The organism is Rhizobium sp. C4 (assembly GCF_021026315.1).
Lineage (GTDB): Bacteria > Pseudomonadota > Alphaproteobacteria > Rhizobiales > Rhizobiaceae > Ensifer_A.
The window spans coordinates 103,018-128,855 of record NZ_JAJNCX010000011.1 but is presented as its reverse complement, the minus strand read 5'-3'; the positions used below and the strand labels follow the sequence as shown (position 1 = coordinate 128,855).

The 25,838-nt window shown below is 58.3% G+C and carries 27 protein-coding genes; 21 read left to right on the top strand and 6 right to left on the bottom strand.

The genetic code is table 11. The annotated features are described in order from the left end of the window. The first annotated feature begins 7 nt into the window (after positions 1-7). Genes LQK84_RS18410 through virB11 form a run of 6 tightly spaced genes read left to right on the top strand, consistent with a single transcriptional unit; the run spans position 8 to position 5,055 of the window. Positions 8-202, top strand: a complete 195-nt coding sequence (locus LQK84_RS18410; RefSeq protein ID WP_230830196.1) for a hypothetical protein — start codon at positions 8-10, stop codon at positions 200-202. An 8-nt stretch (positions 203-210) separates the two neighbouring features. Then, positions 211-1,236: a type IV secretion system protein gene (locus LQK84_RS18405; RefSeq protein WP_230830195.1), complete on the top strand. Its 1,026-nt coding sequence runs from the start codon at positions 211-213 to the stop codon at positions 1,234-1,236. A gap of 32 nt (positions 1,237-1,268) precedes the next feature. Further along, the gene (locus tag LQK84_RS18400; RefSeq protein ID WP_230830194.1) at positions 1,269-1,994 is read left to right on the top strand and encodes a virB8 family protein; all 726 of its coding nucleotides are present in this window, start codon (positions 1,269-1,271) and stop codon (positions 1,992-1,994) included. Continuing rightward, positions 1,991-2,800, top strand: coding sequence for a TrbG/VirB9 family P-type conjugative transfer protein (locus LQK84_RS18395; protein WP_230830193.1), 810 nt, complete (start codon positions 1,991-1,993; stop codon positions 2,798-2,800). The genes LQK84_RS18400 and LQK84_RS18395 overlap by 4 nt, the downstream gene beginning before the upstream one ends. Next, positions 2,790-4,019, top strand: coding sequence for a type IV secretion system protein VirB10 (gene virB10, locus LQK84_RS18390; protein ID WP_230830192.1), 1,230 nt, complete (start codon positions 2,790-2,792; stop codon positions 4,017-4,019). Before LQK84_RS18395 ends, virB10 begins: the two co-directional genes overlap by 11 nt. Further along, positions 3,985-5,055, top strand: coding sequence for a P-type DNA transfer ATPase VirB11 (gene virB11 / locus LQK84_RS18385; RefSeq protein WP_230830191.1), 1,071 nt, complete (start codon positions 3,985-3,987; stop codon positions 5,053-5,055). The genes virB10 and virB11 overlap by 35 nt, the downstream gene beginning before the upstream one ends. A gap of 35 nt (positions 5,056-5,090) precedes the next feature. On the opposite strand, the gene LQK84_RS18380 is transcribed toward virB11, so the two are convergent. Further along, positions 5,091-5,393, bottom strand: coding sequence for a HigA family addiction module antitoxin (locus tag LQK84_RS18380; RefSeq protein WP_230830190.1), 303 nt, complete (start codon positions 5,391-5,393; stop codon positions 5,091-5,093). Positions 5,394-5,405: 12 nt separating this feature from the next. Next, on the bottom strand, positions 5,406-5,687 hold the full coding sequence (locus LQK84_RS18375; protein ID WP_230830189.1) for a type II toxin-antitoxin system RelE/ParE family toxin: 282 nt from the start codon (positions 5,685-5,687) through the stop codon (positions 5,406-5,408). Between the two features lie 80 nt (positions 5,688-5,767). Here LQK84_RS18375 and LQK84_RS18370 point away from each other — a divergent pair, with 80 nt between their 5' ends. Genes LQK84_RS18370 through LQK84_RS18360 form a run of 3 tightly spaced genes read left to right on the top strand, consistent with a single transcriptional unit; the run spans position 5,768 to position 9,120 of the window. Continuing rightward, on the top strand, positions 5,768-8,269 hold the full coding sequence (locus LQK84_RS18370; protein WP_230830188.1) for a type IV secretory system conjugative DNA transfer family protein: 2,502 nt from the start codon (positions 5,768-5,770) through the stop codon (positions 8,267-8,269). Between the two features lie 6 nt (positions 8,270-8,275). After that, positions 8,276-8,608 (top strand): DUF736 family protein, encoded by a 333-nt coding sequence (locus tag LQK84_RS18365; RefSeq protein WP_330166422.1) that lies wholly within the window; start codon positions 8,276-8,278, stop codon positions 8,606-8,608. Between the two features lie 17 nt (positions 8,609-8,625). Further along, positions 8,626-9,120: a thermonuclease family protein gene (locus LQK84_RS18360; protein ID WP_230830187.1), complete on the top strand. Its 495-nt coding sequence runs from the start codon at positions 8,626-8,628 to the stop codon at positions 9,118-9,120. A gap of 181 nt (positions 9,121-9,301) precedes the next feature. Here LQK84_RS18360 and LQK84_RS18355 read toward each other — a convergent pair whose 3' ends face one another. Beyond that, positions 9,302-9,934 (bottom strand): tyrosine-type recombinase/integrase, encoded by a 633-nt coding sequence (locus LQK84_RS18355; protein WP_230830186.1) that lies wholly within the window; start codon positions 9,932-9,934, stop codon positions 9,302-9,304. A 326-nt stretch (positions 9,935-10,260) separates the two neighbouring features. Here LQK84_RS18355 and LQK84_RS18350 point away from each other — a divergent pair, with 326 nt between their 5' ends. The 10 genes from LQK84_RS18350 to LQK84_RS18305 all read left to right on the top strand — a co-directional run bounded on the left by LQK84_RS18350 (position 10,261) and on the right by LQK84_RS18305 (position 20,059). Further along, positions 10,261-11,361 (top strand): FAD-dependent oxidoreductase, encoded by a 1,101-nt coding sequence (locus LQK84_RS18350; protein ID WP_230830185.1) that lies wholly within the window; start codon positions 10,261-10,263, stop codon positions 11,359-11,361. A gap of 169 nt (positions 11,362-11,530) precedes the next feature. Beyond that, entirely contained in the window at positions 11,531-12,127 is a 597-nt protein-coding gene (locus LQK84_RS18345; RefSeq protein WP_230830184.1) for a sigma-70 family RNA polymerase sigma factor, read from the top strand. Continuing rightward, positions 12,121-12,336, top strand: coding sequence for a zf-HC2 domain-containing protein (locus LQK84_RS18340; protein ID WP_230830183.1), 216 nt, complete (start codon positions 12,121-12,123; stop codon positions 12,334-12,336). The genes LQK84_RS18345 and LQK84_RS18340 overlap by 7 nt, the downstream gene beginning before the upstream one ends. 66 nt (positions 12,337-12,402) lie before the next feature. Beyond that, positions 12,403-14,562 carry an FAD-dependent oxidoreductase gene (locus LQK84_RS18335; RefSeq protein WP_230830182.1) on the top strand — a complete coding sequence of 720 codons (2,160 nt, stop codon included), beginning with the start codon at positions 12,403-12,405 and terminating at the stop codon, positions 14,560-14,562. Further along, positions 14,559-15,248, top strand: a complete 690-nt coding sequence (locus tag LQK84_RS18330) for a CDP-alcohol phosphatidyltransferase family protein (protein WP_230830181.1) — start codon at positions 14,559-14,561, stop codon at positions 15,246-15,248. Before LQK84_RS18335 ends, LQK84_RS18330 begins: the two co-directional genes overlap by 4 nt. Further along, the gene (locus LQK84_RS18325; protein ID WP_230830180.1) at positions 15,245-16,438 is read left to right on the top strand and encodes an ABC transporter substrate-binding protein; all 1,194 of its coding nucleotides are present in this window, start codon (positions 15,245-15,247) and stop codon (positions 16,436-16,438) included. Before LQK84_RS18330 ends, LQK84_RS18325 begins: the two co-directional genes overlap by 4 nt. Then, complete coding sequence (locus tag LQK84_RS25260) at positions 16,414-18,144, top strand: ABC transporter permease (RefSeq protein ID WP_230830179.1); 1,731 nt, start codon at positions 16,414-16,416, stop codon at positions 18,142-18,144. Before LQK84_RS18325 ends, LQK84_RS25260 begins: the two co-directional genes overlap by 25 nt. Then, positions 18,141-18,797: an ATP-binding cassette domain-containing protein gene (locus LQK84_RS18315; protein ID WP_230830178.1), complete on the top strand. Its 657-nt coding sequence runs from the start codon at positions 18,141-18,143 to the stop codon at positions 18,795-18,797. Before LQK84_RS25260 ends, LQK84_RS18315 begins: the two co-directional genes overlap by 4 nt. A gap of 798 nt (positions 18,798-19,595) precedes the next feature. Then, positions 19,596-19,775: a hypothetical protein gene (locus LQK84_RS18310; protein WP_230830177.1), complete on the top strand. Its 180-nt coding sequence runs from the start codon at positions 19,596-19,598 to the stop codon at positions 19,773-19,775. After that, positions 19,772-20,059 (top strand): type II toxin-antitoxin system RelE/ParE family toxin, encoded by a 288-nt coding sequence (locus LQK84_RS18305; RefSeq protein WP_230830176.1) that lies wholly within the window; start codon positions 19,772-19,774, stop codon positions 20,057-20,059. The genes LQK84_RS18310 and LQK84_RS18305 overlap by 4 nt, the downstream gene beginning before the upstream one ends. Positions 20,060-20,121: 62 nt before the next feature. Here the strand turns inward: LQK84_RS18305 and LQK84_RS18300 are convergent, their stop codons facing one another. Then, positions 20,122-23,364, bottom strand: coding sequence for an LPD7 domain-containing protein (locus LQK84_RS18300; RefSeq protein WP_230830175.1), 3,243 nt, complete (start codon positions 23,362-23,364; stop codon positions 20,122-20,124). Beyond that, entirely contained in the window at positions 23,357-23,770 is a 414-nt protein-coding gene (gene mobC / locus LQK84_RS18295) for a plasmid mobilization relaxosome protein MobC (protein WP_230830174.1), read from the bottom strand. The genes LQK84_RS18300 and mobC overlap by 8 nt, the downstream gene beginning before the upstream one ends. 487 nt (positions 23,771-24,257) lie before the next feature. On the opposite strand from mobC, the gene LQK84_RS18290 reads away from it, so the two are divergent. Both LQK84_RS18290 and LQK84_RS18285 read left to right on the top strand, forming a co-directional pair. Further along, complete coding sequence (locus LQK84_RS18290) at positions 24,258-24,935, top strand: ParA family protein (protein WP_230830173.1); 678 nt, start codon at positions 24,258-24,260, stop codon at positions 24,933-24,935. Continuing rightward, on the top strand, positions 24,935-25,294 hold the full coding sequence (locus tag LQK84_RS18285) for a CopG family transcriptional regulator (protein ID WP_230830172.1): 360 nt from the start codon (positions 24,935-24,937) through the stop codon (positions 25,292-25,294). Before LQK84_RS18290 ends, LQK84_RS18285 begins: the two co-directional genes overlap by 1 nt. Positions 25,295-25,541: 247 nt before the next feature. Here the strand turns inward: LQK84_RS18285 and repC are convergent. Continuing rightward, positions 25,542-25,838 (bottom strand): replication initiation protein RepC (gene repC, locus LQK84_RS18280; RefSeq protein ID WP_269072174.1); only part of this gene is annotated, 297 nt, incomplete at its 5' end.

The window sequence follows — 25,838 nt, the reverse complement described above, 5'->3', positions numbered from 1 at the left end:
TGAGCGAATGTTGAAGCTGTTGACCGTCTTCTGTGTCTCGATGGCGCTGACTGTGTTTTCCGGCTGCGCCGGCCATAAGGACCTGCGTGCGCCCTGCGCCACACCCGAGAGTGCAATGACCTCGCTCTTTTCCTCGTCCGCCTTCGCCTCCTCCGTCTCTTGCGGCCCGCTCGTTCGCCAGAGCGGAGTCAGCATGTTTTGAGGATCACCATGGACGAACTCGCGAACGCCTCCGGCCAGTTCATCATCGACATGCTTGCCAAGGTCGATGCGCTCGGATTGACGGCGGTTCAAGGCATTTATCAGCAGCTGGCCGCCTATCTCGGGCCAATCTTTATCTCGGCGCTCACACTCTACGTCATCTGGTGGGGCTATGAGATGCTCTTTGGGCGCGCACCGATGACCGCTGGCGAATTCGTGTGGAGGTTTGGACGCGCCTTTATCTGCTACACGCTGATTGTCTCTTGGTCGGCCTATTCCCCGCTGATAGCCGAACCGCTGCTCAAGGCGCCACAAGCTGTGGCGACAATTGTTTGTAAGGCATCCGGCGGCGCCAATTGCGGTAATGACAGCGCCTCGATGGGCTCAGGTCTCAAGGATATCTGGACCGCCGCCGTGGCGGGCGCAAAAGCAATCGCCGCAAAAGGCGGTGTCACCGCCCCACAATTCTTTCTTGCCGCTCTCGTCGTGATGATCTTCGCAATCATCATCTGTGCCGTTGGAGCCGTCATTCTTATCATTGGCAAGATGACCATGTTCATCCTGCTTGCCATCGGCCCCATGATCCTATGCGCCGCCCTCTTCAATCTCACATCCGTCGTGGTCGATGGATGGGTGCGGACACTTGCCGCCTACGCGCTCCTGCCCATCCTTGTCTATACGGTGCTCGGCCTCATGACGACGATCCTCAGCACCACCATAGACGACATGAAAAGCGGATCAGCGGTCTTCTCTACGCTCGGCGCCTTCTGCTTCATGTGCGCAGCCACCGCATATCTTCTCAAGGAACTGGTGGGACTAGCGGCAGGCATCGCCGGTGGCGCGCCGCGCATCGACGCAACCGGGCAAAGCGCGTTGAGCGCCGCCCAACTCGCCGGTTTGACCACTGCGAAAGGGCTGCTTTGGGGAAGCCGAAAGATCTTCCAAAACCGACCGCAACGCCCATCAGCAACGATCGGGGATGGCGATGCCGCCGCAGCCCAAGTGCGCGCCGCAACGCTCAACAGCCGCAAATAATCCGAAGCTCAATATTCGAGGGAAGCTTTTCCATGACTGATATCAGCGGTGCGGAGGCACGCCCTCCCGCATCAACCGTGGTTGATGCCGATTATTACCACCAAGGCGAACGGTGGGAGGCGTCCGTCTATCGATGGACTGCTGCTTCGCGCAACGTCTGGCGTACCCTCGCCGTCGTCCTTGCCATGGCGCTTCTCGCCGCACTCGGTCTGCTCTGGGCACTCGTGCCGCTCAAGAATTTCGATGTCGTCGTGCTTGAGGTCGATAAGACGACCGGCTTTGTCGAAGCAAGCCGACCACTCTCGGAAGCCGGCGATCTCACTCAGAACGAAGCGGTCACACGCGCCAATATCGTCAGGTTCATTCGCACCCGTGAGACCTATGATCCGAAGGGACTGCGCGACAATTACGACCTAGCCTCCCTCTATTCGACCGGCAAGGCAGCAGACAATCTCGCCTTCACCTTTTCCGGCGCCAACCCGCAAAACCCGGTCAAGATCTATGGTTCGGATACGACGGTCACGGTGGCCGTCAAAAGCGTGATTTTCCTGAACGAGAAAACCGCCGCCGTCCGATTTTCGACGACGCGCGTCAGCGCGAGCGGCCCCTCAATAACCGAACACTGGGTCGCAAATGTCCGATTCCGCTACACGTCCGAACCGATGCGCAACGACTGGCGCTTCGATAATCCGCTCGGTTTCCAAGTGACCGAATATCGCCGTGATCAGGAAACGGTGACGAAGGAGGACGGCAAGTGAACGCGTTAATCCGTTCCCTCTTCCTCAGCGTGGTCCTCGCATCGGCGCTTGTGACAACCGTCCGCGCCGAAAGCACGCCGCGGGCTGTGCCGACCGACCAGCGGATCCGAACCGTCCCGTTCCAGAAGGATAATATCATCTATCTCGCCGGGATGATGGGCGTTTCGACCATGATTGTCTTCAACGAAGACGAGAAGATCGCAACCGTCGCCATGGGCGATAGCGTGGCATGGCAGGCAGTACCAGATCAGTCGAAGCAGTTCCTCTTCATCAAGCCGCTTCAGCCCGATGCCCAGACCAACATGAATGTCGTGACTACCAAGCGGGTCTATAATTTCGTGCTGAATGGGGCAAAGCCAGGCAATACGAAACAGGCGGTCATCAAGCTCCGTTTCGCCTATCCGGAAGATGTCGGCGATGCGAAGCTCTTGGCGCAGGCCAGACAATACGCGGCGATGCCCAACGTTCGAGACGCTTTGGCCAACCCTGGCCGGCTCAACTACGATTATGGCTATAAGGGCGCCGTCGAAAACCGTCCAACCTCGATGTTTGACGACGGAAAGAAGACGTTTTTCCAGTTTTCAGGCGAAGTCCCCGCCTTCTTCGCCGTCAAATCGGATGGCTCGGAAACACTCGTCAATTTCCGGCGCGAAGGCGATTACGTCGTCGTCGACAAGGTCGCGCGCCAATGGACCCTTCGAAACGGCGATATCGCCACCTGCGTCTTCAACCTGAAACATGAAGCATCAAACGCCATCAAGATCGCTGATGCGCCGCAGATGGTGGGAGCGCAAAATGACCATTGATTTTGAAGAAGAGTCCCGCATCACCGAGACGGTGGCGCGAACGCAATCGCCCAAGACCGGAAAGCTGATCCCGATCCTGCTCGCCTCTGCCGCCTTGGTCGTTCTCGCCTATGCCGGCTATGTCTCGTACTTGCAGCCGAAGAAGCGCGACAAGCAGGATCACGAAGAGTTCAAGACAGCGAGCAAGTCCGTCAATCTTGATCTCGACCCGATGAGCCCGCCGGGGCCGCCGGAAAACAAGCTGGTCATGACCCCGCCCCCACCTGTCCAGGTGCCGCCACCCGCCCCGATCGTCATTCAGGCTCCACCCATGATCGATGAGGACGCGGCGCGACGAGCGGCAGAGGAGGTGGCACGCCGCAAACGCGAGGAAGAATTGCGCCTTGCAAGGCTTCAATCGAATATGATTGTTGTCGATCAGGGCGCTATGAGCGCAACCGCTTCAAACATGGCCGGAGCCGCCAACAGCCCTTCGTCACAGAGCTCTGCTGCCGATGAAGATCCAAACCGCAAATTTGTCGCCTCGGTATCGTCCCAAAACATCGAGACCGTCAAGGCGACCCGCAATGACCGGATCGACGCGCTGATTGCACAAGGAACGCTCATTCGCGGTGTTCTAGAAACGGCGATCCAATCTGATCTTCCGGGTATGGTTCGTGCCGTCACCTCGACCGATGTCTATTCCTTCGATGGCAGGCGCATCCTGCTTCCAAAGGGTACGTTGCTGGTTGGCGAATACCGGAGCGGTATTGCCCGCGGCCAGAGCCGGATCCTCATCGTCTGGACACGTGCGCTACGCTCGGATGGGACCTCCGTTGCGCTCGGCTCCTACGGAACTGATGATCTCGGTCGCTCAGGTGTGACCGGTGTAGTCGACAAACATTACCTCGAACGTTTTGGAGCATCGGCCGTTCTCAGCATCGTCGGTGGCGTTTCGTCCTTCGTTGCCGGGCTGAACGCGAATGGGACCAGCTCGACCGCGTCGTCATCTGGCACTAGCGCGCAGACGCAGGCACAGCAGACGATCTCGCAGACCATGGCCGACATGGCGAACACGGCGCTTGCGGATTCCATCAAGATCCCGCCGACGGTCCGTGTCGATCAGGGAAGTCAGATCATGGTCTTCGTTCGACGTGATCTCGACTTCTCCTCGCTTTACCCCGATCCTGTCAAAGAGGCTGTCAATGAACTTCGTCGCCAGCGTGCCGCCGGTCATTGACCGCTCCCTTTGGGACGGCCTTCCGGTCTACCTGCGCCAGGCTGCGACCCCTCTTCGGGCCTGGCTTGAAGACCCGGCCGTCATCGAGATCATGTGTAACAGGCCCGGCGAGATTTGGGTCGAGCGCATCGATCAAGCTCGCATGCTGCGCCACGAGGTGCCAGGGCTCGATACCCGTGCCATTCGAGGACTTGCTCAACAGGTCGCAGGCTCAACGCAACAGAGCGTGAATGAGGAAACGCCTCTGCTTTCGGCTGCCATGCCAAATGGGGAACGGTTTCAGGGGGTGCTTTCGCCTGTTGCCACCGCCGGCGGGGCTTTTGCCATCCGCAAGCAGGTGATCCGCGATATGTCGATCGACGATTACGTGGCACTGGGCGGCCTCGATCATGTGCGGGTCTCCGGTCCGAAAATGGTCGATGAGGACACGAGCACCCTTGATCAGGATCTTGTCGAGGGGCTGAAGGACCCCTCCCCGCAAGGTCGAAGGGCCTGGCTGCGCTACGCCGTTGAGAACCGGGTCACGATGTTGATCTCCGGAGGGACGTCGAGCGGGAAGACCACCTTCTTCAACGGTCTTCTGAAGGACATTCCAGAATGGGAAAGGCTCATCTCCATCGAAGACACGCGCGAACTGAAGCCGCCACAGCCGAACTATCTGGCGCTCGTGGCATCAAAGGGCGGCCAGGGCCGTGCGAAAACCACGATCCAGGACTGCCTCGAAGCCGCGCTGCGCCTTCGTCCAGACCGGATCTTCATGGGCGAAATCCGCGGTGCGGAAGCCTATTCCTTCCTTCAGGCCGTCAATACCGGCCATCCAGGATCCATGTCTACTCTCCATGCCGACAATCCACATGGCGCTTATGAGCGCCTCGCCATGGCAACGATGCAGGCAGGCTTGGGCCTCAGCAAAACAGAGCTTGTCGAGTTCGTTCGCTACGTCGTGCCGATCATCATTCAGATCAGCCGCGATCCAGTCACCATGAAGCGCGGCGTGCGCGAGATATATTTCAATAGATGGGGCGGCCCGCAATGACGTCAAAGCAGCACCGTCACGCCGCATTCGCTATCTCACGCAGCTGCCTCCAACGGCACGATTTGGTCGATCGCATCATGAAACTTGTTCTCGGCGACCAACAGATCGTAATTGGACTGAAGGTTGACCCAGAACTGCGCCGACGTTCCGAAATAGCGCCCAAGACGCAAAGCCGTATCGGCCGTGATGTCACGCTGCTCCCGCACGATCTTTTCCATGCGATCACGAGGAATAAGCAGCGCCTTGGCAAGCGCACCAGGTGTCAGCCCATAGTCCGGCAGGAAATCCTCTCTAAGAATCTCACCGGGATGAACAGGTCGCGGCCGGTCATTGTTCATTGTTCTACTCCTTCAATGATAGTCGACGATCTCGACCTCAAACGCATCGCCGTCTTTCCATTCAAAGCAAATCCGCCATTGCCCGTTGATGCGTATGCTGTATTGCCCTTTACGATCACCCTGAAGAGACTCAAGGTTATTGGACGGCGGAACGCGCAAGTCGTCCAGCGTCGATGCGGCGTCAAGTTGGGCGAGCCGACGTTGCGCTCGCGAAACAATATCGGCTGGAAATCCCTTGGGCGCTTTACCAGCGCGCACCGCATCCAGCCGCTTGTCTTTAGACGTCTTGATCATCGTGCGAACGTATCTCAAGAGAATACAAATGTCAAGGCGTTGTATTCTAAAAAGATACAATGTTGCTCGGGCGGCGTTCAATGAAGCGCTTCGAAAAGATCGCCCTTTCTACCGTGGGACCCATCGCAGCTGTTGGCGCGACCATTTACGCCTGGTCGCTCAATTATAGCGTTGCGTCCTTTGTGATCTTGAAGAGCTCGACCATGTGGAAGGGCTTTTCGGGCGGCGAGATTTTCATGCCGATCAGGCAAGCCAGCACCTATATCGATAACCCGTCGGTCATGAGGCTGGTGAAAGCAGCAACAACCGCAACCTTTGCCGAAGCAGCGGTTGTCGCCGGTGCGGTAGCGCTCGCCATCATTCGGCCCTGGGAGGTTCGTCCACCATCGGACGGTTCACGCTTTGCGACACTTGAAGATCTGAAGAAGGCCGGCCTCATCGATGGGCATCCGGGAAAATCAGTTCTGCTCGGGACATTCGGCAAGGGCCGACAAACGGTTGATGTCCGCTATAGCGGTGACAGCCATTTCTTCGTCAACGGACCATCACGCGCCGGCAAGGGCCGTGGGTTCGTGATGACCAACCTCCTCGAATATGAGGGGTCGGTGGTCGTTCTGGACGTCAAGCTCGAAAACTACCTGAACACGGGTGCAGCCCGCCTTGCCATGGGCCAGACGTGTTTCGTCTTCGCACCGGGATCTGTGAAAACGCACCGCTGGAACCCTCTGGATTTCGTGCGTGGATGGCCTGAGCGATCCACCGACTTGATCAACCTGTCTGCTTCCCTCCTCCCCATCGGTGAGAGGGAAGATGGTTACTGGAAACAGACCGCGCGCGGGCTGCTTGCCGGCGTTCTAGGCTATGTCATGGAAGCCAAGTCGATGGAGGGCCGACGCAACTTTCGCTCGGTCTTGCGGATGTTCTCGACGGGACGTTCTTTTTCGGATGTGCTCACCGAGATCATCGATACCGAACCAGAGTTGAACGACTTCATCCTCGGTAGCTTCCGCCAGCATCTTGGACGCGACGAGGAACAACGCCCAAGCTTCGAAGGGCACATTGTCACGGCCCTTGCGCCATTCAACAATCTCCTGATCGCTGAGGCCTGCGCTCAGAGTGACTTCGATATTCGCGACCTGCGGCGTGCACCTTTCTCGCTGTTTATCGCGGCTCCCGTTTCAGATTTCGGGACGGTTGAACCGATCATCCGCCTACTCATCCAGCAAATTCATGACGTCATGTTACGAAGCCTTCCGGGCAAGGACGAACCGCACAAAATTCTGATGATGCTCGATGAATTCTATCAGTTCGAACGATTGCCCGAAATCATCAAGCGCGCGCCACTGGTTGCCGGCTATGGCCTCACGATCGCACTTGTCGCGCAAAACATTCCACAGATCGACGAGCGCTATGGCCAAAAGACGCGCGACGCGCTGCTCGGCAATATGGATATCAAGCTATGTATCGCAGTTGGCGACGACGCAACCGCCAGGATCGTCTCCGATAATCTCGGCCGGAAATATGAGGAGCGCGAAGGCTGGGGGAAGCAGACAAGTCTTCTCGCCGGAAAGAGGGCCTCCACAGGTCGCTTCGAACTCGTCCCCCTCATGGATCCGGGAGCCATTCAGCGCCTCGATGATACAAAGACCATCCTGCAGGTTCGCAGCGGCTACGGCGCGATCCTGAACAAGTTGAACTTCTATACCGATAGCCGCTTCCTTCAAAGACGCCGCGAGGTCGAGAGTTTTACGCGACATCTGGCCATTCCGGACCTAGCCATCCAGCCAGAATGGCCGTTGTTCGAAGCGCCCGCAGCATCGCTCAACTCGTACAAAGCGGGATCCGATGCTCAGCGGCAATTCGACAATGATGCCAACATCACGGGCACGAGCAATTCGAGCACTGATCACGACTTTGAAATTCTGGCCGCCGCTATGGAGGTTTTTGCGGACACGACACGGTTCATACACCAGTTCCGCAACGCCATGAACGCGATCGATGACCAGGCCATTGCCGACCTTCTGTTTCGGTTGCGAACAGCACCTGAAACTCTTGGGGGCCTCCGTGGCACGTCGGTACGCTTCGACCGAAAGGGCCGGCGCGAACGAAAGGCAGCCATGGAGGCGGTGTGGCGACTTCGCGAGGTCGTCACAGCAGCCAGATGGGCAAGAATTGCAGACGCGATGAATGCTCACGTCGCCGCGTTCACATGGTCCTTCGTTCAAGGCTTCGTACAGTCTGAGGGCAACGGCACCTTTGCCAGCGATCCAGTCGATGTCCTTCCTGCTCATTCCGATGTTGCTGCGGAAAGCAATCAGCTGGAGATCGGCCATGCGCAGCTGTCGGGCGTGATTGACGAGATTACTGAAATGGTAACGAAGGAGACTCAGGCATCCCCCAATGCAGAGCCGATCAACGACAGATCGCGGGCGATTGACGCCGCAGTGGCGCGGCTGAAGCTTTCCACCGCCGCCGCCATTCTGGACGACGACCAACTTCCAGACGCGATCCAGGCGGACAACGAAGACGTGGGTCCTCCTACCCTAGACGCGACTAATCAACAGCCAGACATCACGGAGTAATGGCGCGTGAACAGAAACGACATATCAAACTTCATCGAATTCGACGGCGACCAGATGGGGCTCACCGGAAATATCGCCTCCATTTCCTATGACGTCGACATCCTTGGCCAGCGCTTCGTCAGCGATAATCCGAAAGCGCCGCAGTTCAGGCTCTACGCAAAATCGCCTCGCGGCAGGACCGTCGAAATCGGCGGGCTCTGGCTGAAGGAAAGCCAGTCCACGGGCGGGCAATACTATCAGATGACGATTACGACGGGATACGGGAAGTTCCACGCCAATCTTGGCCGCTTCCCGGGACAAAGCGACACGAACCTGATGGCGGTGATCCCATGGGACTGACGAGGTCGAGACACAAAATGGGCAGAGTTGCCACCGCCATCACAGTTGCCGCAATTGCGGTGGGAGTGGGCGCCTCCACCTGGGCAGCCGACCTGCTGAACGCGGCCAAGGCCAGTTTGGAAGCGAAGAATGCACCCCAGAACATGCCTGCAACCGTGCGGGCCCGATACTGCGAAGACACAGCATGTGAGCTCGTGACGCTTCGGATCTGGAGCGGCGACACGTTCTCCATGGACCGATTGGGGCAACACCACGAGTTAGTCACCATCGCCAATATCGATGCAGCTGATGTTCATGCCCCATGCGCGGCAGAAGTGGTCGCCGCCCAATCGGCGAAACGTCAGTTGGTGGCTTTGTTTGAAGGTCGAACTTTCGTCCTGGCGCGCGTGGCAGGACGAAAGGATGCGCGATCCATCGCGTTCGTGACGGCTGGTGGGCGGGACTTAGGGAAGATGATGATGGATAGCCACCAAGCACGACCGTACGAGACGCCGCCGCGACCCTGGTGTTAGCTTTTAATAGTCGAAAGGATGTGGAGTAACGCTTCAGTTGCTCAAAAGCATTGGTCGGATTGATGTCGCGACTCGAGCAAGATTTGCGCCGCTGTATGGCCGATAAGGGGCCGTGAGGGGACTGTCCGCTTCTGACGGATGAAGCACAGAAGCGGACATATATCATCGCCAACGGAATAATTCAGATTTCGGTTCGTTCGGCGAGTTCCAAGGCATCCTCAATGTCGACGCCGAGATACCTCACTGTGTTCTCGATCTTGGTATGGCCAAGCAGGATCTGGATCGCTCGGAGGTTGCCGGTGGCTTTGTAAATCATGGCAGCCTTTGTTCGTCGAAGGGAATGCGTGCCATAGTCCTCCCGACGCAGCCCAATCGCTGTCACCCATTCATCCACCAGTCTGGCATACTGTCGAGTGCTAAGATGATCGGTATGGTCGACACGACTGGGAAAGGCATAGTCGTCGACTGTTCCTCCCCTTCGTTGAAGCCAAGCAAGCAGACTGGCTCGGACCTCAGTCGTAATTTCGAACTGCACCGGCCGGCCGGTCTTCTGCTGGACGACTATCGCTCGAGTTCGGATTTCATGGCCAGTGACGAGGGTCCCGATTTTGAGTTTTACCAGATCGCAGCCGCGGAGCTTACTGTCGATCGCAAGATCGAAAAGCGCACGATCTCTCATCCTTCCTTCTCGGTCGAGGTAGAAGCGGACTGCCCAAATCTGGCGTTGTTTCAGGGGCTTCTTGACGCCAACTTGCTTTCCTGCGTTCCAAGCCGGTTTACCCAGTGCAGCAGGATCATATTGTGAGATACCCATTTTAGTTCTCCTACGGCCACATTGGCCAGAGGGAGAATGAACGGTTTTTGCTCCATGGCGGGGCCGATTGCAAATCGTCGGCACGGTCTGAGCCGGAAATTATTTCTGTTTTGACGACTGGCGGGCAGTGGATTGTGTCTGCCCGGCGCAGCGCGTCAGGAAAGGGTGTAAGATTTGGCGTTTGCGGACGACTAGCGTTGGTAAGTTCACCTGTTTAAGAGCTACGGCACCATGGCGATGGAATATTCCAGGAGAAATGTCATTCGAGTTTTTGGTTTAGCTGCGGTTGGCAGCGTGGCTGATCTGACAGAGCCATCGAGCGAACCATGACGCGGATTTTTCTGGTGGGTGGTGGACATGCTCATCTGATTGTCATGGAGGAGCTTGCGAAGAAGCGCCGCGATGATCTTGAGGTCGTAATGGCGACGCCTTCGCCTTGGCAGTATTATTCGGGAATGTTGCCGGGGCTGATATCAGGCCGCTATGCAGAAGATGACTGCAGGATCGATATCCGGCCCCTTGCCGCGAAGGCGGGTGTTCGACTGATCCTTGAGCCTGTCGCTGCCATCGATGCCGATCGCAACATGGTGTGCTTTGCTGACGGACGGGATTTGGGTTATGATTTGATGTCTCTCGACATCGGTAGCGAGATCAATGCTGGATGGCTTGCCAGCCTTTCAGACAAGCTTCTGCTCCCCAAGCCGATTGATGGCTTCGTGGCTCAGTGGCATCAACTGCTTGACCGCGCGAAGGCCGAAGCACAGGTTCGCCTCGTCGTTGTCGGCGGCGGCGCGGCCGGGGTCGAACTGGCGCTCGCAACGAAACGGGCGCTCGACTCAGCTTCAGTCACGGCAGAGGTTTTCCTTATTGCCGGCCGCTCCAGCGTCCTTTCCAGCCATGGTGCGAGAGCACGCAGGCTGGCCACACATGCGCTCGCTCGAAGCGGGATCATGGTCATCCAGGAGCGCGCGGCCGGCAGCGCGAATGGTGTGCACCTATCGAATGGCCAAACCTTGGACGCCGACTATGTGATTGCCGCGACGGGTGCCCGCCCCGCTTCATGGCTCGAACTGTCCAGGCTGTCGCTCGATGAACACGGTTTTGTTCTGGTCGACGCCGCGCACAGGAGTGCTTCCCATCCCAACGTGTTTGCGGTGGGCGATGTCGCGGCAAGAACGGATGTGACCATGGAGAAATCGGGCGTTCACGCAGTTCGCGCCGGACCCGTGCTGGCACGAAACCTGATCGCGGCATCAAAAGGCGAAAGCCTGCAACCCTACTTCCCGAGGAAGAGATCCCTCTACATTCTGGCGAGCGGACCCGGAACTGCAATCGCCTCCTGGGGTGCGCTGAGCGCTGAGGGAAGATGGGCATGGCGTTGGAAGGACCGCATCGATCGAAACTTCATCAATCGCCTCAAAGTATGATCACATTTACGGGAGCGCCGATCGAGGTAAAGGGGAAGGTCGATTCCGCAGGAACATACCGCTCACCATGGCGCAGGTCTCGCGCTTTCACGAGAACTTGAACGACGCGACTAGGTTTCTGTGACACCTTGCCAGCCAATCCTTTTCATCTCATCCGCACGGGGCAATAATGACGAAGCCGGAACCTGCCTTCGATAATCCAGAGTTCCTAAGGGAACTGCGAGGGCAAATGCTCAAATTTGCGATCCTGCAACTCTCTGATCCTGTTGTTGCGGAGGATGCCGTTCAGGAGGCCTTGGCCGGAGCGCTCAAGAACGTTTCGACCTTTGCCGGTCAGGCTGCCATCAAGACCTGGGTCTTTGCCATCCTTAAAAACAAGATCATCGACACGATCAGACAGAGACAGAAGCTTGCCCAGCTTGCGCCCTTGGTCTCGTTCGATGGCGAGGCAGATGATGTGGATACCCTGTTCGACAGGCGCGGCATATGGAAGGCGCAAAACAGGCCGACCGATTGGGGTACTCCCGAGGATAACGTCCTTGGGCGCGATTTCTGGCGTGTCTTCGATGCATGCCTCAATCATCTTCCCGCGCAGCAGGGCAAGGTCTTCATGATGCGGGAGTTCATGGACATGGCGACTGCGGACATATGCGTTGATGCAGGCGTTTCTGTCTCTAACCTCAACGTGCTTCTTCACCGCGCGCGGCTTCGGCTGCGCAATTGTCTCGAGAAACACTGGTTCCAAGGGGAGAAGCGGGCATGCTGAACTGCTGGAGCGCGACGAAGCTTGCTTCGGATTCCCTGGACCGGAAGCTGACGCTCGTGGAGCGGATGCGGCTGGGAACGCATCTTGCCATGTGTCCCGCCTGCCGTCGCTTTTCGCGTCAGGCCGCGGATCTGCGCCAATTGTCGAGGCATTACTGTTCCGTTCCGGACGACCTCTCCAGGCCTTCCGAAACGGACAGCGAGCGGTGACTGTAAGAAAGGCTCAGATGCGCCGACAAATGGCCAAGTAACCGAACAAAAATAGGAGTTTGGCTCTTGAAACGAGCGCTGGTTTTCATCGTGCTGGCCGTTGTTCTGCTGGCTGTCTATGCTCTAGCGGGCCATGCTCTTCCCGACATTGGCGACTTGAAGGCAAACCTTCAGCCATTGACCGAATGGGTAACGGCCCGCCCGATAGGTTCGGCGCTTGTCTTTTTCGTCTTGTATGTGGTGATTGCCTCGCTTTCCGTACCCCTCGCGACCGTCGCGACTTTGGCAGCAGGCGCGCTTTTCGGTTTCTGGAAGGGGCTTGCGCTTGTCTCATTTGCGTCGAGCCTCGGTGCGACGCTCGCCTTTCTCGCCGCCCGGCTCTTGCTCCGCGATGCGGTGCAGGAGCGCTTTTCGAACCGTCTTGTCGCGATCAATGAGGGTTTCCGGAAGGACGGGGCCTTCTATCTGTTCACGCTGCGGTTGCTGCCAATCGTTCCGTTCTTTCTGGTCAACCTCACAATGGGCCTGACGCCGATCAAGGCCAAGACCTTCTACTGGGTCAGTCAGGTGGGAATGTTGGCCGCGACGGCGGTCTTTGTGAATGCGGGAACACAGATCGCAAAGATCGATAGTCTTAAAGGAATTCTCTCGCCCGCTTTGATCGGATCCTTCGTCCTGATCGGCCTTTTTCCGTGGTTTGCGAAGATCTTCGTTGATTGGCAAAGACGGAAAAACGTCTACGCGCGCTGGTCCCGCCCGAAGCGATTTGACCGCAACCTCATCGTCATTGGTGCAGGTTCGGCAGGACTCGTCAGCGCGTATATTGCGGCGGCTGTGAAGGCAAAGGTGACGCTGGTCGAAGCCAACAAGATGGGCGGCGATTGTCTGAACTACGGCTGCGTACCGTCCAAGGCGCTCATCAGGAGCGCGAAGCTCGCCGCACAGATACGCAAGGCCGACCGGTTCGGGCTTTCAGGCTCGGAACCGCATTTTTCATTTCCTTCGGTCATGCAGCGCATTCGAGATGTCATCGCGCAAATTGCACCGCATGACAGCGTCGAGCGATATGAAGGTCTCGGCGTCGAGGTCCTTTCGGGCTATGCGCGCATCAAGGACCCCTGGACCGTCTCCGTTCGACTGGCCGATGGAACCGATCGGCATTTGACCACCCGTTCGATTATCATAGCCACAGGAGCGCGCCCCTTCGTGCCGCCGCTGCCTGGCATAGAGGATTCGGGCTATGTCACCTCCGATACGCTTTGGGACCGATTTGCGAATTTGAGCGAACCGCCGAGGCGGCTCGTCGTCCTTGGCGGCGGACCCATCGGTTGCGAGCTTGCGCAAAGCTTTGCGCGACTTGGTTCTGAGGTGACCCAGATCGAGATGGCCGATCGCCTTCTGGTGCGGGAGGATTCGGACGTCTCCGACTATGTCCGCAACGCGCTTGAGGCAGACGGCGTTCGGGTTCTGACATCGCACAAGGCGCTAGCCTGCGGCAGGGATGGCGACCAGAAACACATCCTTGTAAGCGACGGAAAGCGGGAGATGCATATCCCCTTCGATGAACTCGTCTGCGCGGTCGGACGCAGCGCGCGCTTGACGGGATTTGGTCTCGAAGAGCTTGCCATCCCCACCGAGCGCACTGTCACGACCAACGCCTATCTGGAAACGATCCTGCCCAATATTCTGGCGGCGGGCGATGTCGCGGGCCCTTACCAGTTTACCCATACCGCTGCGCATCAGGCGTGGTTTGCGACGGTTAACGCGCTCTTCGGTACCTTCAAGAGGTTCAAGGCGGATTATAGAGTAATCCCCTGGACGACCTTTACCGATCCCGAGGTTGCTCGCGTCGGGATCAATGAACAGGAGGCCCGGCAACAGGGCATCGCTTACGAGGTCACCCGTTTCGCCATCGACGATCTTGATCGCGCCATCGCCGAGAGCGCGGGACACGGTTTCATCAAGGTTCTGACCGCGCCGGGCCACGACCGGATCCTCGGCGTGACGATTGTCGGCGAGCATGCCGGCGATATCATCGCGGAATTCGTGTTGGCGATGAAGCACGGCCTCGGCCTCAACAAGATCCTCGGAACCATACACGCCTATCCGACATTCGCGGAAGCGAACAAGATGGTGGCCGGCGAATGGCGGCGGGCGCATGTGTCCCGGCGGCTGTTGGCCATATTGGACATCTATCATCGTTTCATGCGGGGCGCTTCGTCATGATCGATAGCTACATCCTGCCAACCCAGAAGAGGTTCCTGCAACCGCTTGCAAACCTGCTCGTAAGATCGCGGGTTTCCGCAGACAATATCACGGTGGTCGGCTTCCTCGTGGGGCTTGCCGCCGCGCCGCTGCTAGCCTTCGGTCATTACGGTGCCGCGCTGGCTGTCATCCTGATCAATCGGATCTTCGACGGGCTGGATGGCGCGGTCGCGCGGACGTCAGGGCCGACGGATCGCGGGGCCTATATCGACATAGCCTTTGACTTCTTTTTCTACGCGACCATTCCATTCGGCTTCGCGCTTGCCAATCCGGAGCAGAATGCCTTGGCGGCGAGCGCACTTGTCGCCGCTTTCATGGGCACCGGATCAAGCTTCCTGGCCTTTGCCACGATCGCCGCGAAACGCGGCATTTCGGCGGATGCCTATCCCCAGAAGGGCATCTATTATCTCGGAGGCCTGGCCGAAGGTGCGGAGACAATTGCTGCCTTTGCGGCCATGTGCATCTGGCCCGACCATTTTGCCGCGATCGCCTGGAGCTACGCGGCGATCTGCATGGTGACGACCGTGACGCGCTGGCGGCAGGGCTGGGTCGTCTTTTCTGAGAAAGAGCCGGAAAAGAATGTAAGGAACGCAGCCGGCACTCGACCAACACGGGAAGATCAAAATTCTCTAAGGGAGCCTTCATGAAACGACCACTCCTTCTTGCGGCAGCGCTCGCTTTGGCCGCGCAGCATGGCTTTGCGGCCGATGACTGGAACGCAACGCTGGCAAAGGCGAAGGGCCAAACGGTCTACTGGAATGCCTGGGGCGGGGATGAGCGGACGAACGCCTTTATCGCCTGGGTAGGTCAGGAGACTGAAAAGCTCTACGGCGTGAAGGTCAAGCAGGTGAAGCTTTCCGATACGGCTGAGGCGGTGAACCGCGTGATTGCTGAAAAGCAGGCAGGCAAAACCGAGAATGGCTCCGTCGATCTGATCTGGATCAACGGACCGAACTTCCTGTCGATGAAGGAAAAGGGACTTCTCTACGGTCCCTTCGCACAGACGCTGCCCAATGCAAGGTTTCTCGATCTGACGCCGGGCTCCGCAAACGTGGTCGATTTCACCGTGCCGGTGGACGGCTACGAATCGCCCTGGAGGCTTGCTAAATTCGTCTTCAACTACGATAGCGCCAAGGTCTCCGACCCTCCAAAGACCATTGAGGCGTTTGTCGACTGGGCGAAGGCGCATCCCGGTCGCTTTACGCATCCCGCCGTCAGCAACTTCATGGGAGCCACTTTCCTCAAGCAGGCTCTGATCGCCTTGACGCCCGATCCGCAGATCTTGCAGTCTCCAGCAACGGACGCAAATTTTGACGCTGCCGTTGCCCCCCTTTGGCGCTGGTATGACCTGCTGAAACCGAATCTCTGGCATGGAGGCGCAGACTTTCCTGCGAATGAGGCTGTGCAGGACCAGCTTCTGGGCGATGGTGCGATCGACATTTCCATGTCATTCGATCCGGCAAGCGCCGCATCGGCGGTCGAAGACGGCAGACTGCCGAAGAGCGTTCGCACCTATGCCCTGTCCGGAGGCTCGATCGGTAATGTGAGCTTCGTGGCCATCCCCTTCAATGCCGCGCACAAGGAGGCGGCGGAAGTGTTGGCGAATTTCCTGCTTGCGCCCTCCACGCAGGCTCATATGCAGGACATCCGCGTATTGGGCAGCTATTCGGTTCTGGATTGGTCGAAGCTGGACGATGCACAACGAAAGGCGTTTGACGACTTGCCCAAGTCGGCCTCACTGCCCGGCAACGACGCGCTCGGGAAGACCCTGCTGGAGCCACATCCGTCCTGGATGACAAGGCTGACGGAAGCGTGGGCCAAGCGCTATGTGAAATGAAGCGGAGGGGTACTCAAAAGCAGGCCATCGTCGTTGCGGCGCTGCTGTGCGGCGGCTTCCTGTTGCCGATCCTCGCCGGGCTCTGGCAGACAGTGCTGCCGGCGTTCGGATATCTTCCGGCGATCGGCGCGACGAATGTCAATCTCGATGCCTGGCGCAATCTCTTCTCGACGCCAGGCTTCGGGACGAGCGTCGGCGTGACCGTTTTCGTCGGCTTTTCGGCCACTTTTCTTGCGCTGGTCGCGGCCATTGCGTTTCATGCGCATCCGCGAGTGCGGAGTTGGACGCGTTTCGACAGTCTATTTGCGACGCCTTTGCTTGCAAGTCCGCATGCAGCCATCGCGATCGGCCTTGCTTTCCTGATTGCCCCTTCGGGCTGGCTGTTTCGCCTGGTCAGCCCTGAACTGAGTGGCCTCTCCGTCCCGCCCGATGTAACGATAGTCAACGATGCAGCGGGGCTGGCCCTCATTTTCGGCCTTGTGGTGAAGGAAACGCCCTTTCTCATTCTTGTGATCGGCGCGGCACTCAACCAGTTGCCGCACCAATTCTATCGCGCGAGCGCTCGCTCGCTCGGCTACGGTCCTGGAGCAGCCTGGGTCTTGGTGGTGTTCCCGCAGATCTACCCGCAGATTCGGCTCGCCGTTTATGCCGTTCTTGCCTTTTCGCTTTCGGTCGTCGATGTCTCCGTGATCCTTGGGCCGGGAACGCCGCCGACCATCGCGGTTCAGACGCTCCGGTGGTATTCTGCGGCAGACAGCGAAATGCTTCTGACCGCTTCAGCCTCTGCCGTCTTCCTGACGGCGCTGGTGATCGGAGCAATCCTTCTGTGGTGGCTGGCGGAACGTGTGATCGTCTTTTCTTCGACCTGGCTGCTCGCGTGCGGAGCCCGCCATCATTGGCTGAATTTCGTCGCCAAAGCACATTCGGCTTTCGGGTCGGTTATGCTGCTCACAGGCGGTTTGTCGTTGGTGGGCCTTCTCGTCTGGTCCATGACCTGGCGGTGGAATTTCCCCTTCGCTCTACCCGAAAGCTGGTCGCTCGCCATCTGGTCTCGATCCATGGGCGACTGGAGTTCGGCCTTCATGGCGACACTATGGATTGCCGTATCTTCAAGCCTTGCTTCCCTCGTCGCAGCGATTGCCGTTCTGGAAACGCTTGATCGTTCAGGTCGCAAAGGCATGCGTGCCCTGACAATTTTCATCTATCTACCGCTCATTCTGCCTCAGGCGGCTTTCATCTTCGGCCTGCATGTGGCGTTCCTGCAGTCCGATTTAGCGGGTACAATGCCGGCTGTCGCCTGGTCGCACATGCTCTTCGTCTTTCCCTATATCATGCTCGCGCTCACAGACCCCTGGCTGGCGCTCGATCCCAGATTCGCGAGGGCTGCGGCGTCGCTTGGCCATACACCGAAGCAGATATTGCTGCATGTGAAACTGCCTATCATGATGAGACCCGTGCTCACCGCCTTTGCCATAGGCTTCGCCGTCAGTGTCGCGCAATATTTGCCGACGCTGGTGATCGGCGAGGGACGGATTGATACTTTGACGACGGAAGCCGTTGCGTTGTCGAGCGGCGGAGACAGACGGGTCATCGGGGTGTTCGGCACGCTGCAGGCACTCTTACCGCTTGTCGTCTACATCATTGCCCGGACCGTGCCGGCGTTCGTCTTCGCAAAAAAGAAGGGCATGGCAGGAGCCCGCGCATGACCGCACTTGAACTCAAGGACGTCTCGATCTCGATTGCAGACACCGGCCGCAGGCTCGTCGCTGACTTGAACCTGAAAGTCGAAGCAGGCTCCGTCACCACGATCATGGGACCGAGTGGTTCTGGAAAATCATCCCTCCTTGCATTCATTGCCGGGCATCTCGAACCACCATTGCGTGGCTCCGGAACTGCGATATGCGGCGAGACCGAGATATCCGGCCTGCCGCCAGAACTGCGGAAAATCGGCATTCTCTTTCAGGACGATATGCTGTTTCCGCACTTGACCGTCGGCGGCAATCTCAACTTCGGCCTGAGCGCCACCGTCAGAGGAAGGCGCGAAAGAATGCAGAGAATAGAAGCCGCCCTCTCGAGGTCAGGACTGGACGGTTTCGCCGGCCGGGATCCTGCAAGTCTCTCCGGCGGTCAGCGCGCCCGTGTGGCACTGTTACGGACACTGCTTTCCGAACCCAGGGCTCTCCTCCTTGATGAGCCGTTCTCAAAACTCGATGCCACCATGCGCGACGACATTCGCGATTTCGTCTTCATGCAAGCGGCGGAGCAGCATATTCCTGTGCTCCTGGTGACGCATGACGAAGAGGACGCCAGGATCGCGATGGGTCCTGTTTTCGACATTTCGGAATATGCACGGCCGTAAAGGCCGACATCTGGCTCGCAGGTAATTCACGTTGGATGTTCTGCCAGAAGTCATGATGCGGCGAAGTTGCGCGTCCTCGAAGATTAGGAGCTCCCGCCCATCCACCTCTCTGGGCCGTCTTTCCGACGGACGACTGGCGAGCGCCAAGGCGCGAGCATCCACGCAGTTCGCGGAGCAGGTTCTTACGCGAAATGCCAAACTTGACCAATAGCAACAAATTGAACGTCAGCTTTCAGCGCAACTTCTCGCCGCCCCCTACGTCTGGAATGAAGGCGCAAAGCGGTCATAGCCTCGTCTTGAAGGGGCTCGAACCGCCGCCCCCGTCATTCAGTCCATATGTTCGCGCAGAACTTCCGTGTACGGTCAACTAGTTGCTTTCAGGAGCGGCCGATAAGGAGGCGCAAAGCGGTCATTCGTTCCGGCATTCAGTTGTTCTTGACCAAAGGAAACATCCCGGCGCTGGCGCTATACGCTGCCATAACCGGTGTTACCGCGGGTTTGGCATTCACCTATGTAGCTTTTCAGCGATTGGAAACGGCGGTCGCATATCCGGAGTTGAAGGCGCTGCTTCAAAAACAGGTTCGGGTTTGGGAAAAGGTACGAGCTGAGAAGGCAGCCTGTGAAAATGTGACATCGAATTTCATGGAATAGGTCATAGGTTATCCGCACGCGCCGAGCTTGCCATTGCCCCAGGAGGTCTGCCGACGGTCCGCCCCCGACCGCTCAACCTCTTAGAACTCGGCAACCTTGCCTGATCACGGCACTATAGCTATATTGACTTAAGGAGTGCAAAACGCCATGCGCATCGAAAAACGCACCGAAATTGAACGCTGGACCAAAACGGCAAAGGCCGAAGAAAAGCCGGAACCCGGCTATTCTGAATGGCTTGCAGAGGAAATTGAGGCGGGCATTGCCGAACTTGATGCTGGCAAGGGTATCCCTGCGACCGAGATCTGGCAGGCTCTCGGTCTCGAATGAAGCTGATAGTCTCACCCCGCGCTGCCAGAAGGTTGCGGGAAATTCAAGCTCATATCGCCCTTGAGGCAAACCTGCATATCGCGTTAGGGGTCGTTTTGCGCATCCGCCAGAGTGCGGAAATGCTGGCTGACTTCCCTGAGATTGCGCCGGAATGGGACGGCGGACCCACCCGGGCGCTGACTGTCTCTGGTTTACCCTACCGTATTCATTACCGACTTAAGTCGGAGGCAGTGGAAATCATCACAATCGCCCATACCAGCCGGAAACCGTTACGTTTCGTCTAAGAAGTGGCCAATAAAGCCATCGCGTTCTTCCTGGAACGGTACCATTGGAATGGAATCAACAGTCACTGACGCTGCTTCGGCTTTTGCCGCTCCGCTTGCTTTTTCACTTCGACGTCCTTGTTCGCCTGTCTCTCCGCCAACAATTCCTCCTGCGCATGGCGCTGCTGCGCAATCTCCTGCGACTGGTTGATATCAGCAGCCATCGGCTTATCAACGCTCTGCTCGACCGAACGCTCAGCGCGAACGGCCGCAGCCGCTTCTGAACTCGTGCGGTATGCATGATCCTCGCCACCACCGTCGAAGGGACGCTCATTCGTCGCCGATGACCTGGTGGCCTGACGCACCTCCCTGCTCGCTTCAGTCTCCGTGCGCTCCCGCACCGCTGCAAGCCCGATCTCGATTTCTGCCTCGGTCCTGCGCAACTCGGGTTGATCAGCGGCACCTTCGACAAAGCCAAGACGCTTGCTCTCTCGTTCTGCCTGTTTCTGGCGGCGCTCCTCGACCTTCAAGCGCGCCTCCGCCAGCTTGTCCTGAAGCTCCGGGTTAGTCAGTGTCAGGCCGTGCTCGGCTGCAAGTTCCACCGCAAGAGCCTTGTCACTCGCTGTCCCGTTGACAGCGATAGCGCCCCACTTCGCCTCCGCCTGCCTCATCGCTGCGAGCATCGCCTCACGCTCGCGCTCTGCCGGCCTTATCTTCAAGCCATCATCGATGGGCTTGAGCGGCGAAGCATTCTCCAAGGGTTTCGGCGTTTCGCTTGCAATTCGAGGCGCCGGCTGAACATCCACCAGTCGTTCATCGGAGACCCCAGCTGCAATGCCCGCCTTATCCGGCCGCAACGCAATATGGTCGCGAGCCGCATTCAAGGCCGATTGAAGCTCCGGATTGGTGATCTTGAATCCATGCTCTGCTGCCAGCTCAATCGCCAGCGCCTTGTAGCGATCCGTGCCGGTGATGGTCAGCGAGCCCCATTTTGTTGAGGCGACCTGCATGGCAGCCAGCACGATTTCCCGGTCATTCCAGTTCGAGATCTCGACCTTGTCACCATGATCGGTGAAGGCGACCGCGCCGACACGGCCCTCCGACTTGCGGTGGCTGTATCGCATCGTCTCGCCGCGCTCTTCGGCAACGAAGTTCTGCAACTCGACCGGCTGCGGTTTGACGAAGGTCTCACCCTCGATCTTGCCGCGCTTCTTCTCGATCTCTTCCTGGGCCTCCAGCATGACGCGCTGATTGGTCTTGACCTTGTCCCTGAGGGCCTTGAACTCCTCGGCCTTCTGCTTGGGCAGGTTCGAAGCAATCGCTTCGAGGCTCTCATCCATGTCCTTGAAGCTGGATTTCATGAGGCGGAGGTCTGCCATATCGTTGTCCTTTTGATTCCAAGCGAATGTGATTTCGGGGTTTTGTTTCTCAATGCCGGCAGCCAATGCCGCGTGCTCAGTGAAGCGGATGATTTCGGCCGGTAGAATGGGGCTGATGAATTCTGCTCGGCTGGCAATATCGCGGGGAACGACAAACACAGTGCCGGGATGCTTTCGCGATGGGATAAGCTGGTGAATCTCAGTCGAGGGGATATCAAGAAAGCGCAGCGAGCCACCGTCACGGACAACAACCTGCGCAGCGGATGCACGATCCAGCGTGAACAATGGCGCCGATGACGACCGGGGGCCAGAACGCTCAGCACGATAGAGCCTCACCATCCCCGGTCGTTGCAATGGCTCCAGAGGAAGGTCGGACGAGAAGGCGGTTCTCGACATATCCGACCAGGCACGCACCGTTGCCTCTGCACGCCGCCTTCCCTCTTCGCGCGTCGGAACATGGATCTCGCCATCACGCACGGCTGCCACCCGGCGGCGAATAGTCTCGGATGCCTCACCGCGCTCGACGCGCCGGATATCCTTCATCTTGTAGCCAGGTGGATTGGCGCGCTCGAAACGGCTGACTGCATCCATGGGAATGTCACGTTGACGGGCTTCCTCAGCCAGCGTCTCGCGCCACCTTTTGAAGTCGCGGATACCCGGATGCATCCGCTCTCCCGTCTCCGCTCGCATCTTGACGACCGCATGAACATGCAGATGGTCGCGGTCCTCATGTAGCGCGAAGACATATTGGTGGCCGGCAAACTCGCGCGCCAGCATCGCCCTCGAGGCCGACACGAACGCCTCCTTCGGCGTCCCCGGCTTGGCGCTCAGAACGATATGAGCGACATCGCGACGTTCCTGCGAGCGCAGATCGCGTTTCCACGCGCGCGCCTCCTCGATCGCTGCCTTGGGTCCGCTAAGAACCACATCGCCGGCAAAGCAACCGTCGCTCTCCAGACGAGCGGCCCGTAAGTCGTGACGGCCGCCTTTGCGAATCTGGCCGAGATAACGCGCCACGCCTTCAACGCCATGGGCAAAGCCTTGAACATCAACATGGGCATCCTCACCGAACGCTGTCTTGAGCGACCGTTCAAGCCCATCCCGAGATTTGCGGTTATCGTAAATCCGTCCAGCTTTCTCGTGGCCCACAGAACGATGCGCTGTACTGACCACGACGTCGACGAAACGGCGTCCGTCTTCCGCAATCTCACCCGCCTCCGAGATCCGCCATGCCATGCGATGACCGGGCAAGGCCTGTTTGAGCGATGCGCTTACAGTCACCTCAGACGGAAACGTATCAGCCGGCAGGGCAATCGATAGCCGCATCACATCCTTGGACGGCTGCCTTCCATCCTCCGCACTCCACTGGTCAGCGATCTCCTGCACCCACGCGTTCCCCTGATGCGTGAAGCCCGCCTCGTCCTCCGCGGGCACCTCTCCGCCGCGGCTCTGATAGGTCAACAAGGCACCGATCCGCGAGCCCCCCGCCGCAAAGCTCACGAGCTTGACGACAGCCGGTTGTGAACCGGAAGCGATTGCCAAACGTGCAGCCTTGGCAGCCGGCGTGATACCAAAAGCCGGCCCCGCCCCTGATGACGCTGGCGAAGAATACGGTCGCGCGTTCTTGTTCTTGGTAGAGGGTGCCAGCGTCGGACCAGGTGCACCCCCTGCCCCACCCGCTCCGCCGCCCCCGGGGCCGCCACGACGTTTACGCCATTCGTCGTCCCGCGCTCCCACTGGCGGCCGGCCAGTAAAGGGCTTGCCGCCCGTCTGCGGCTTGCCTGAACTAAGCGGCTTTCCACCACGTGGCTTCGGACCGGGCTTTTGCCGCGACTTCAATCCGACCAAGCCGATCTCTGACTGCTGCCGAAGGATCGGCACGGATGAGATCCTGCGCTTCTCTTCCATCTCATCCAGCAGCGTGAGAAAGCCCGCTCGGTCAAACATCCCGCACGACCTTCTGAGATGCCCGCTCACGGGCCCTCGCGCACAGCCCTTCCAGCATGTCGATCTGGCCGGCGACGATCCGCGCGAGACGTTCGACGCCACCAGTCAGATCCGCATAACCAGGGGCCCGGCCAGAGTTCAGCGCGCGCGTGATCTGGTTCAGGTTCACGCCCGCCTTGCGCAATTGCACGACATTGGCACGAATTCCCTTTGCGGCATCGCCGTCGAATGTCGGACCGAAACCCGAGGCCTGACGCACCAACCTGCGCAAAACCTCGCTCGTCGTCAGGTTATGAGAGGTCGCAAATGACGTCAGCGCGCTCAACTCACCTTCAGAAAGCCGCACATGGACTACCCGGTCACGCTTGGTCCTCAGCGAAAGCTTCGGTCGTCCGCCTGCCATCATGATCCTCTCGCGTCTTCGTCTGGTCATTCCGGTCGCTCTTTGCGACTGCCGGAATGACCTCTTCGCCCGCTTCGGGCACTGGCAGTTTTCGTATCACGAAGACTGCTATCCTGCCAGCCAGATAATTCAATTTTATATATTATTTTCAATAACTTATAGTACTTCATGAAGTATTTCGCTTGCCGTACGAACACCACTTCTTGAAGCAATGTGCTGAGCTAAGCGCATTGCTCCACGAAGCAAAACACCGACCGCAGCCAAAGCCGTCGCGAAGCACATCACTTTGCTAAGCAATGTGCTGTGCCCACCAGGCTGCGGTATGAAGGAGATTGCTGCAGGCAGTTCGACACTGCGTGCAGCAACCTCACTTCCAAAAGTGAGGCGCTTTGCGAAGAACATGTTGTTGACGGACCGAAGCTGCAGCTTTCCAATGCGTCAGGCTTTCTATTATGAACACATATATGTGCATAATAGAAAGCAGCCACCTATGACCATCATCTCGTTTGCAAACTCAAAAGGCGGCGCGGGCAAGTCCACCCTCTGCCTACTCATTGCATCCGAGCTCGCGCATGCGGGCACGAACGTCCTTATCATCGACGCCGACGAACAGCAGTCCTGCTCGCAATGGGCTAAGCGATGCCGGGACGCAGGAACATTGCTGGACGCTATCAGCGTCAGTCGAGCTTCAACGCCCGAAGAGTTGAAGGCGCTCCTCCAGGAAAGCACGGCGGAGATTGTTCTCGTCGATGTTCAGGGTTCCATGAACAAGATGCTGATAGCCGCAATCGTTGCCAGCGACGTGACGATCGTGCCGTCGAAAGCCAATGTCATGGAAATGAACGAGACCGTAAAGCTATTCGAATGGGCGCAGGCCAATTTGAAGCGCGCGCCCTTACGTCTGGTTCTGACCCGCGTCGATGGCATCGATGTCAACACCATCGCGTTCAAGGATGCCGTCCACCTCATACGCAAAAACAATCTGCCGGCCTTCAGCACCTTCATCCGCTCGCGCAAAGTCTACGAGCAATTCTCAAACAATGCGGGCTCGCTCGCGACCATTGCAAAAGACCCCTCCAAGGCAGAACAAGTCGAGAAGGCGCGCGCCAATATCGTAAATCTGATCTCTGACATCAGTGAGTTGCTCAAGACGGAGAGAGAAGCGTAATGACCAAGGCTCCGACTATCCCAAGATCCAATCGTAATCTGGCCGACCTCGATGCACTGATCGATCAGTCGCTTGGAACGCAAACGATCGACACCGCTATTGTGACGTCCAAAGCCAAAACGGACGAAAACAATACCGCGAAGGCCCCACCCATGGTCTCGCCGATCTCCAATGACCCAGCGTCCGAGGTAGAAGCGGGAGAAGAGCCGACTTCTGCCAGGCTTGAGCGGCTGCAGGTCAAGATATCGGATGACGTGCTACTTGCCATGAAGTTCGAGGCGCTGAGACAAAAACGTTCACCTAGCGCCATCGTCGAATTGGCCCTGCGCCAATATCTCAATCTACTGGACGACGCCTGAGACGACAGACCAGGTTTCCCACAGGGCTCCGGAAAACCCTACGGCGCTGTGGGAAGCGCGGGGTTCCTCCGCCATGCTTCGTTCGCTCATCGCTCACTTCGGCCGCGCTGCGACTGGAAAACCTTGTTCAGAAAGATTCAGGCAACAAGGCTGACAAATATGCAGCATCATGTCGAGGAGCCCATTGACTTCGTTTCCCGCACCGATGCCTCCCTGCAAAGGGAGAACAAACGGATCGAAAGATTCATCAACCCGCCCTCGCCTTCTCCCCCACCTGGCCCCGCATCTGCGCCATCAGCATCGGTCCCAGCGAGAACTCGCCGCGTTCGGCCCGGCGCGAGAGATCGCGCAAGTATCCGCCGGCCGAGTTGATATGCCCGGCGCGTTCGAGAATGCAGGCAATCACGGTGGCGGCGTTTTCCGGTCCGAGGATGCCGCAGGCCTCCTCATAGGCAGAGGGCGAGACGCCCAGCATGGAGCGGACCACGATCGCCGCCGACATCAGGTCTCGCCAGCTGGTGACATGGCCGCCGGGGCCGTAATT

Coding starts and splice junctions, on each gene's coding strand:
- LQK84_RS18410 (WP_230830196.1), top strand. CDS start 8: ATGTTGAAGCTGTTGACCGTCTTCTGTGTCTCGATGGCGCTGACTGTG.
- LQK84_RS18405 (WP_230830195.1), top strand. CDS start 211: ATGGACGAACTCGCGAACGCCTCCGGCCAGTTCATCATCGACATGCTT.
- LQK84_RS18400 (WP_230830194.1), top strand. CDS start 1,269: ATGACTGATATCAGCGGTGCGGAGGCACGCCCTCCCGCATCAACCGTG.
- virB10 (WP_230830192.1), top strand. CDS start 2,790: ATGACCATTGATTTTGAAGAAGAGTCCCGCATCACCGAGACGGTGGCG.
- virB11 (WP_230830191.1), top strand. CDS start 3,985: ATGAACTTCGTCGCCAGCGTGCCGCCGGTCATTGACCGCTCCCTTTGG.
- LQK84_RS18380 (WP_230830190.1), bottom strand. CDS start 5,393: ATGAACAATGACCGGCCGCGACCTGTTCATCCCGGTGAGATTCTTAGA.
- LQK84_RS18375 (WP_230830189.1), bottom strand. CDS start 5,687: ATGATCAAGACGTCTAAAGACAAGCGGCTGGATGCGGTGCGCGCTGGT.
- LQK84_RS18370 (WP_230830188.1), top strand. CDS start 5,768: ATGAAGCGCTTCGAAAAGATCGCCCTTTCTACCGTGGGACCCATCGCA.
- LQK84_RS18360 (WP_230830187.1), top strand. CDS start 8,626: ATGGGCAGAGTTGCCACCGCCATCACAGTTGCCGCAATTGCGGTGGGA.
- LQK84_RS18355 (WP_230830186.1), bottom strand. CDS start 9,934: ATGGGTATCTCACAATATGATCCTGCTGCACTGGGTAAACCGGCTTGG.
- LQK84_RS18350 (WP_230830185.1), top strand. CDS start 10,261: ATGACGCGGATTTTTCTGGTGGGTGGTGGACATGCTCATCTGATTGTC.
- LQK84_RS18345 (WP_230830184.1), top strand. CDS start 11,531: ATGACGAAGCCGGAACCTGCCTTCGATAATCCAGAGTTCCTAAGGGAA.
- LQK84_RS18340 (WP_230830183.1), top strand. CDS start 12,121: ATGCTGAACTGCTGGAGCGCGACGAAGCTTGCTTCGGATTCCCTGGAC.
- LQK84_RS18330 (WP_230830181.1), top strand. CDS start 14,559: ATGATCGATAGCTACATCCTGCCAACCCAGAAGAGGTTCCTGCAACCG.
- LQK84_RS18325 (WP_230830180.1), top strand. CDS start 15,245: ATGAAACGACCACTCCTTCTTGCGGCAGCGCTCGCTTTGGCCGCGCAG.
- LQK84_RS18315 (WP_230830178.1), top strand. CDS start 18,141: ATGACCGCACTTGAACTCAAGGACGTCTCGATCTCGATTGCAGACACC.
- LQK84_RS18310 (WP_230830177.1), top strand. CDS start 19,596: ATGCGCATCGAAAAACGCACCGAAATTGAACGCTGGACCAAAACGGCA.
- LQK84_RS18305 (WP_230830176.1), top strand. CDS start 19,772: ATGAAGCTGATAGTCTCACCCCGCGCTGCCAGAAGGTTGCGGGAAATT.
- LQK84_RS18300 (WP_230830175.1), bottom strand. CDS start 23,364: ATGTTTGACCGAGCGGGCTTTCTCACGCTGCTGGATGAGATGGAAGAG.
- mobC (WP_230830174.1), bottom strand. CDS start 23,770: ATGATGGCAGGCGGACGACCGAAGCTTTCGCTGAGGACCAAGCGTGAC.
- LQK84_RS18290 (WP_230830173.1), top strand. CDS start 24,258: ATGACCATCATCTCGTTTGCAAACTCAAAAGGCGGCGCGGGCAAGTCC.
- LQK84_RS18285 (WP_230830172.1), top strand. CDS start 24,935: ATGACCAAGGCTCCGACTATCCCAAGATCCAATCGTAATCTGGCCGAC.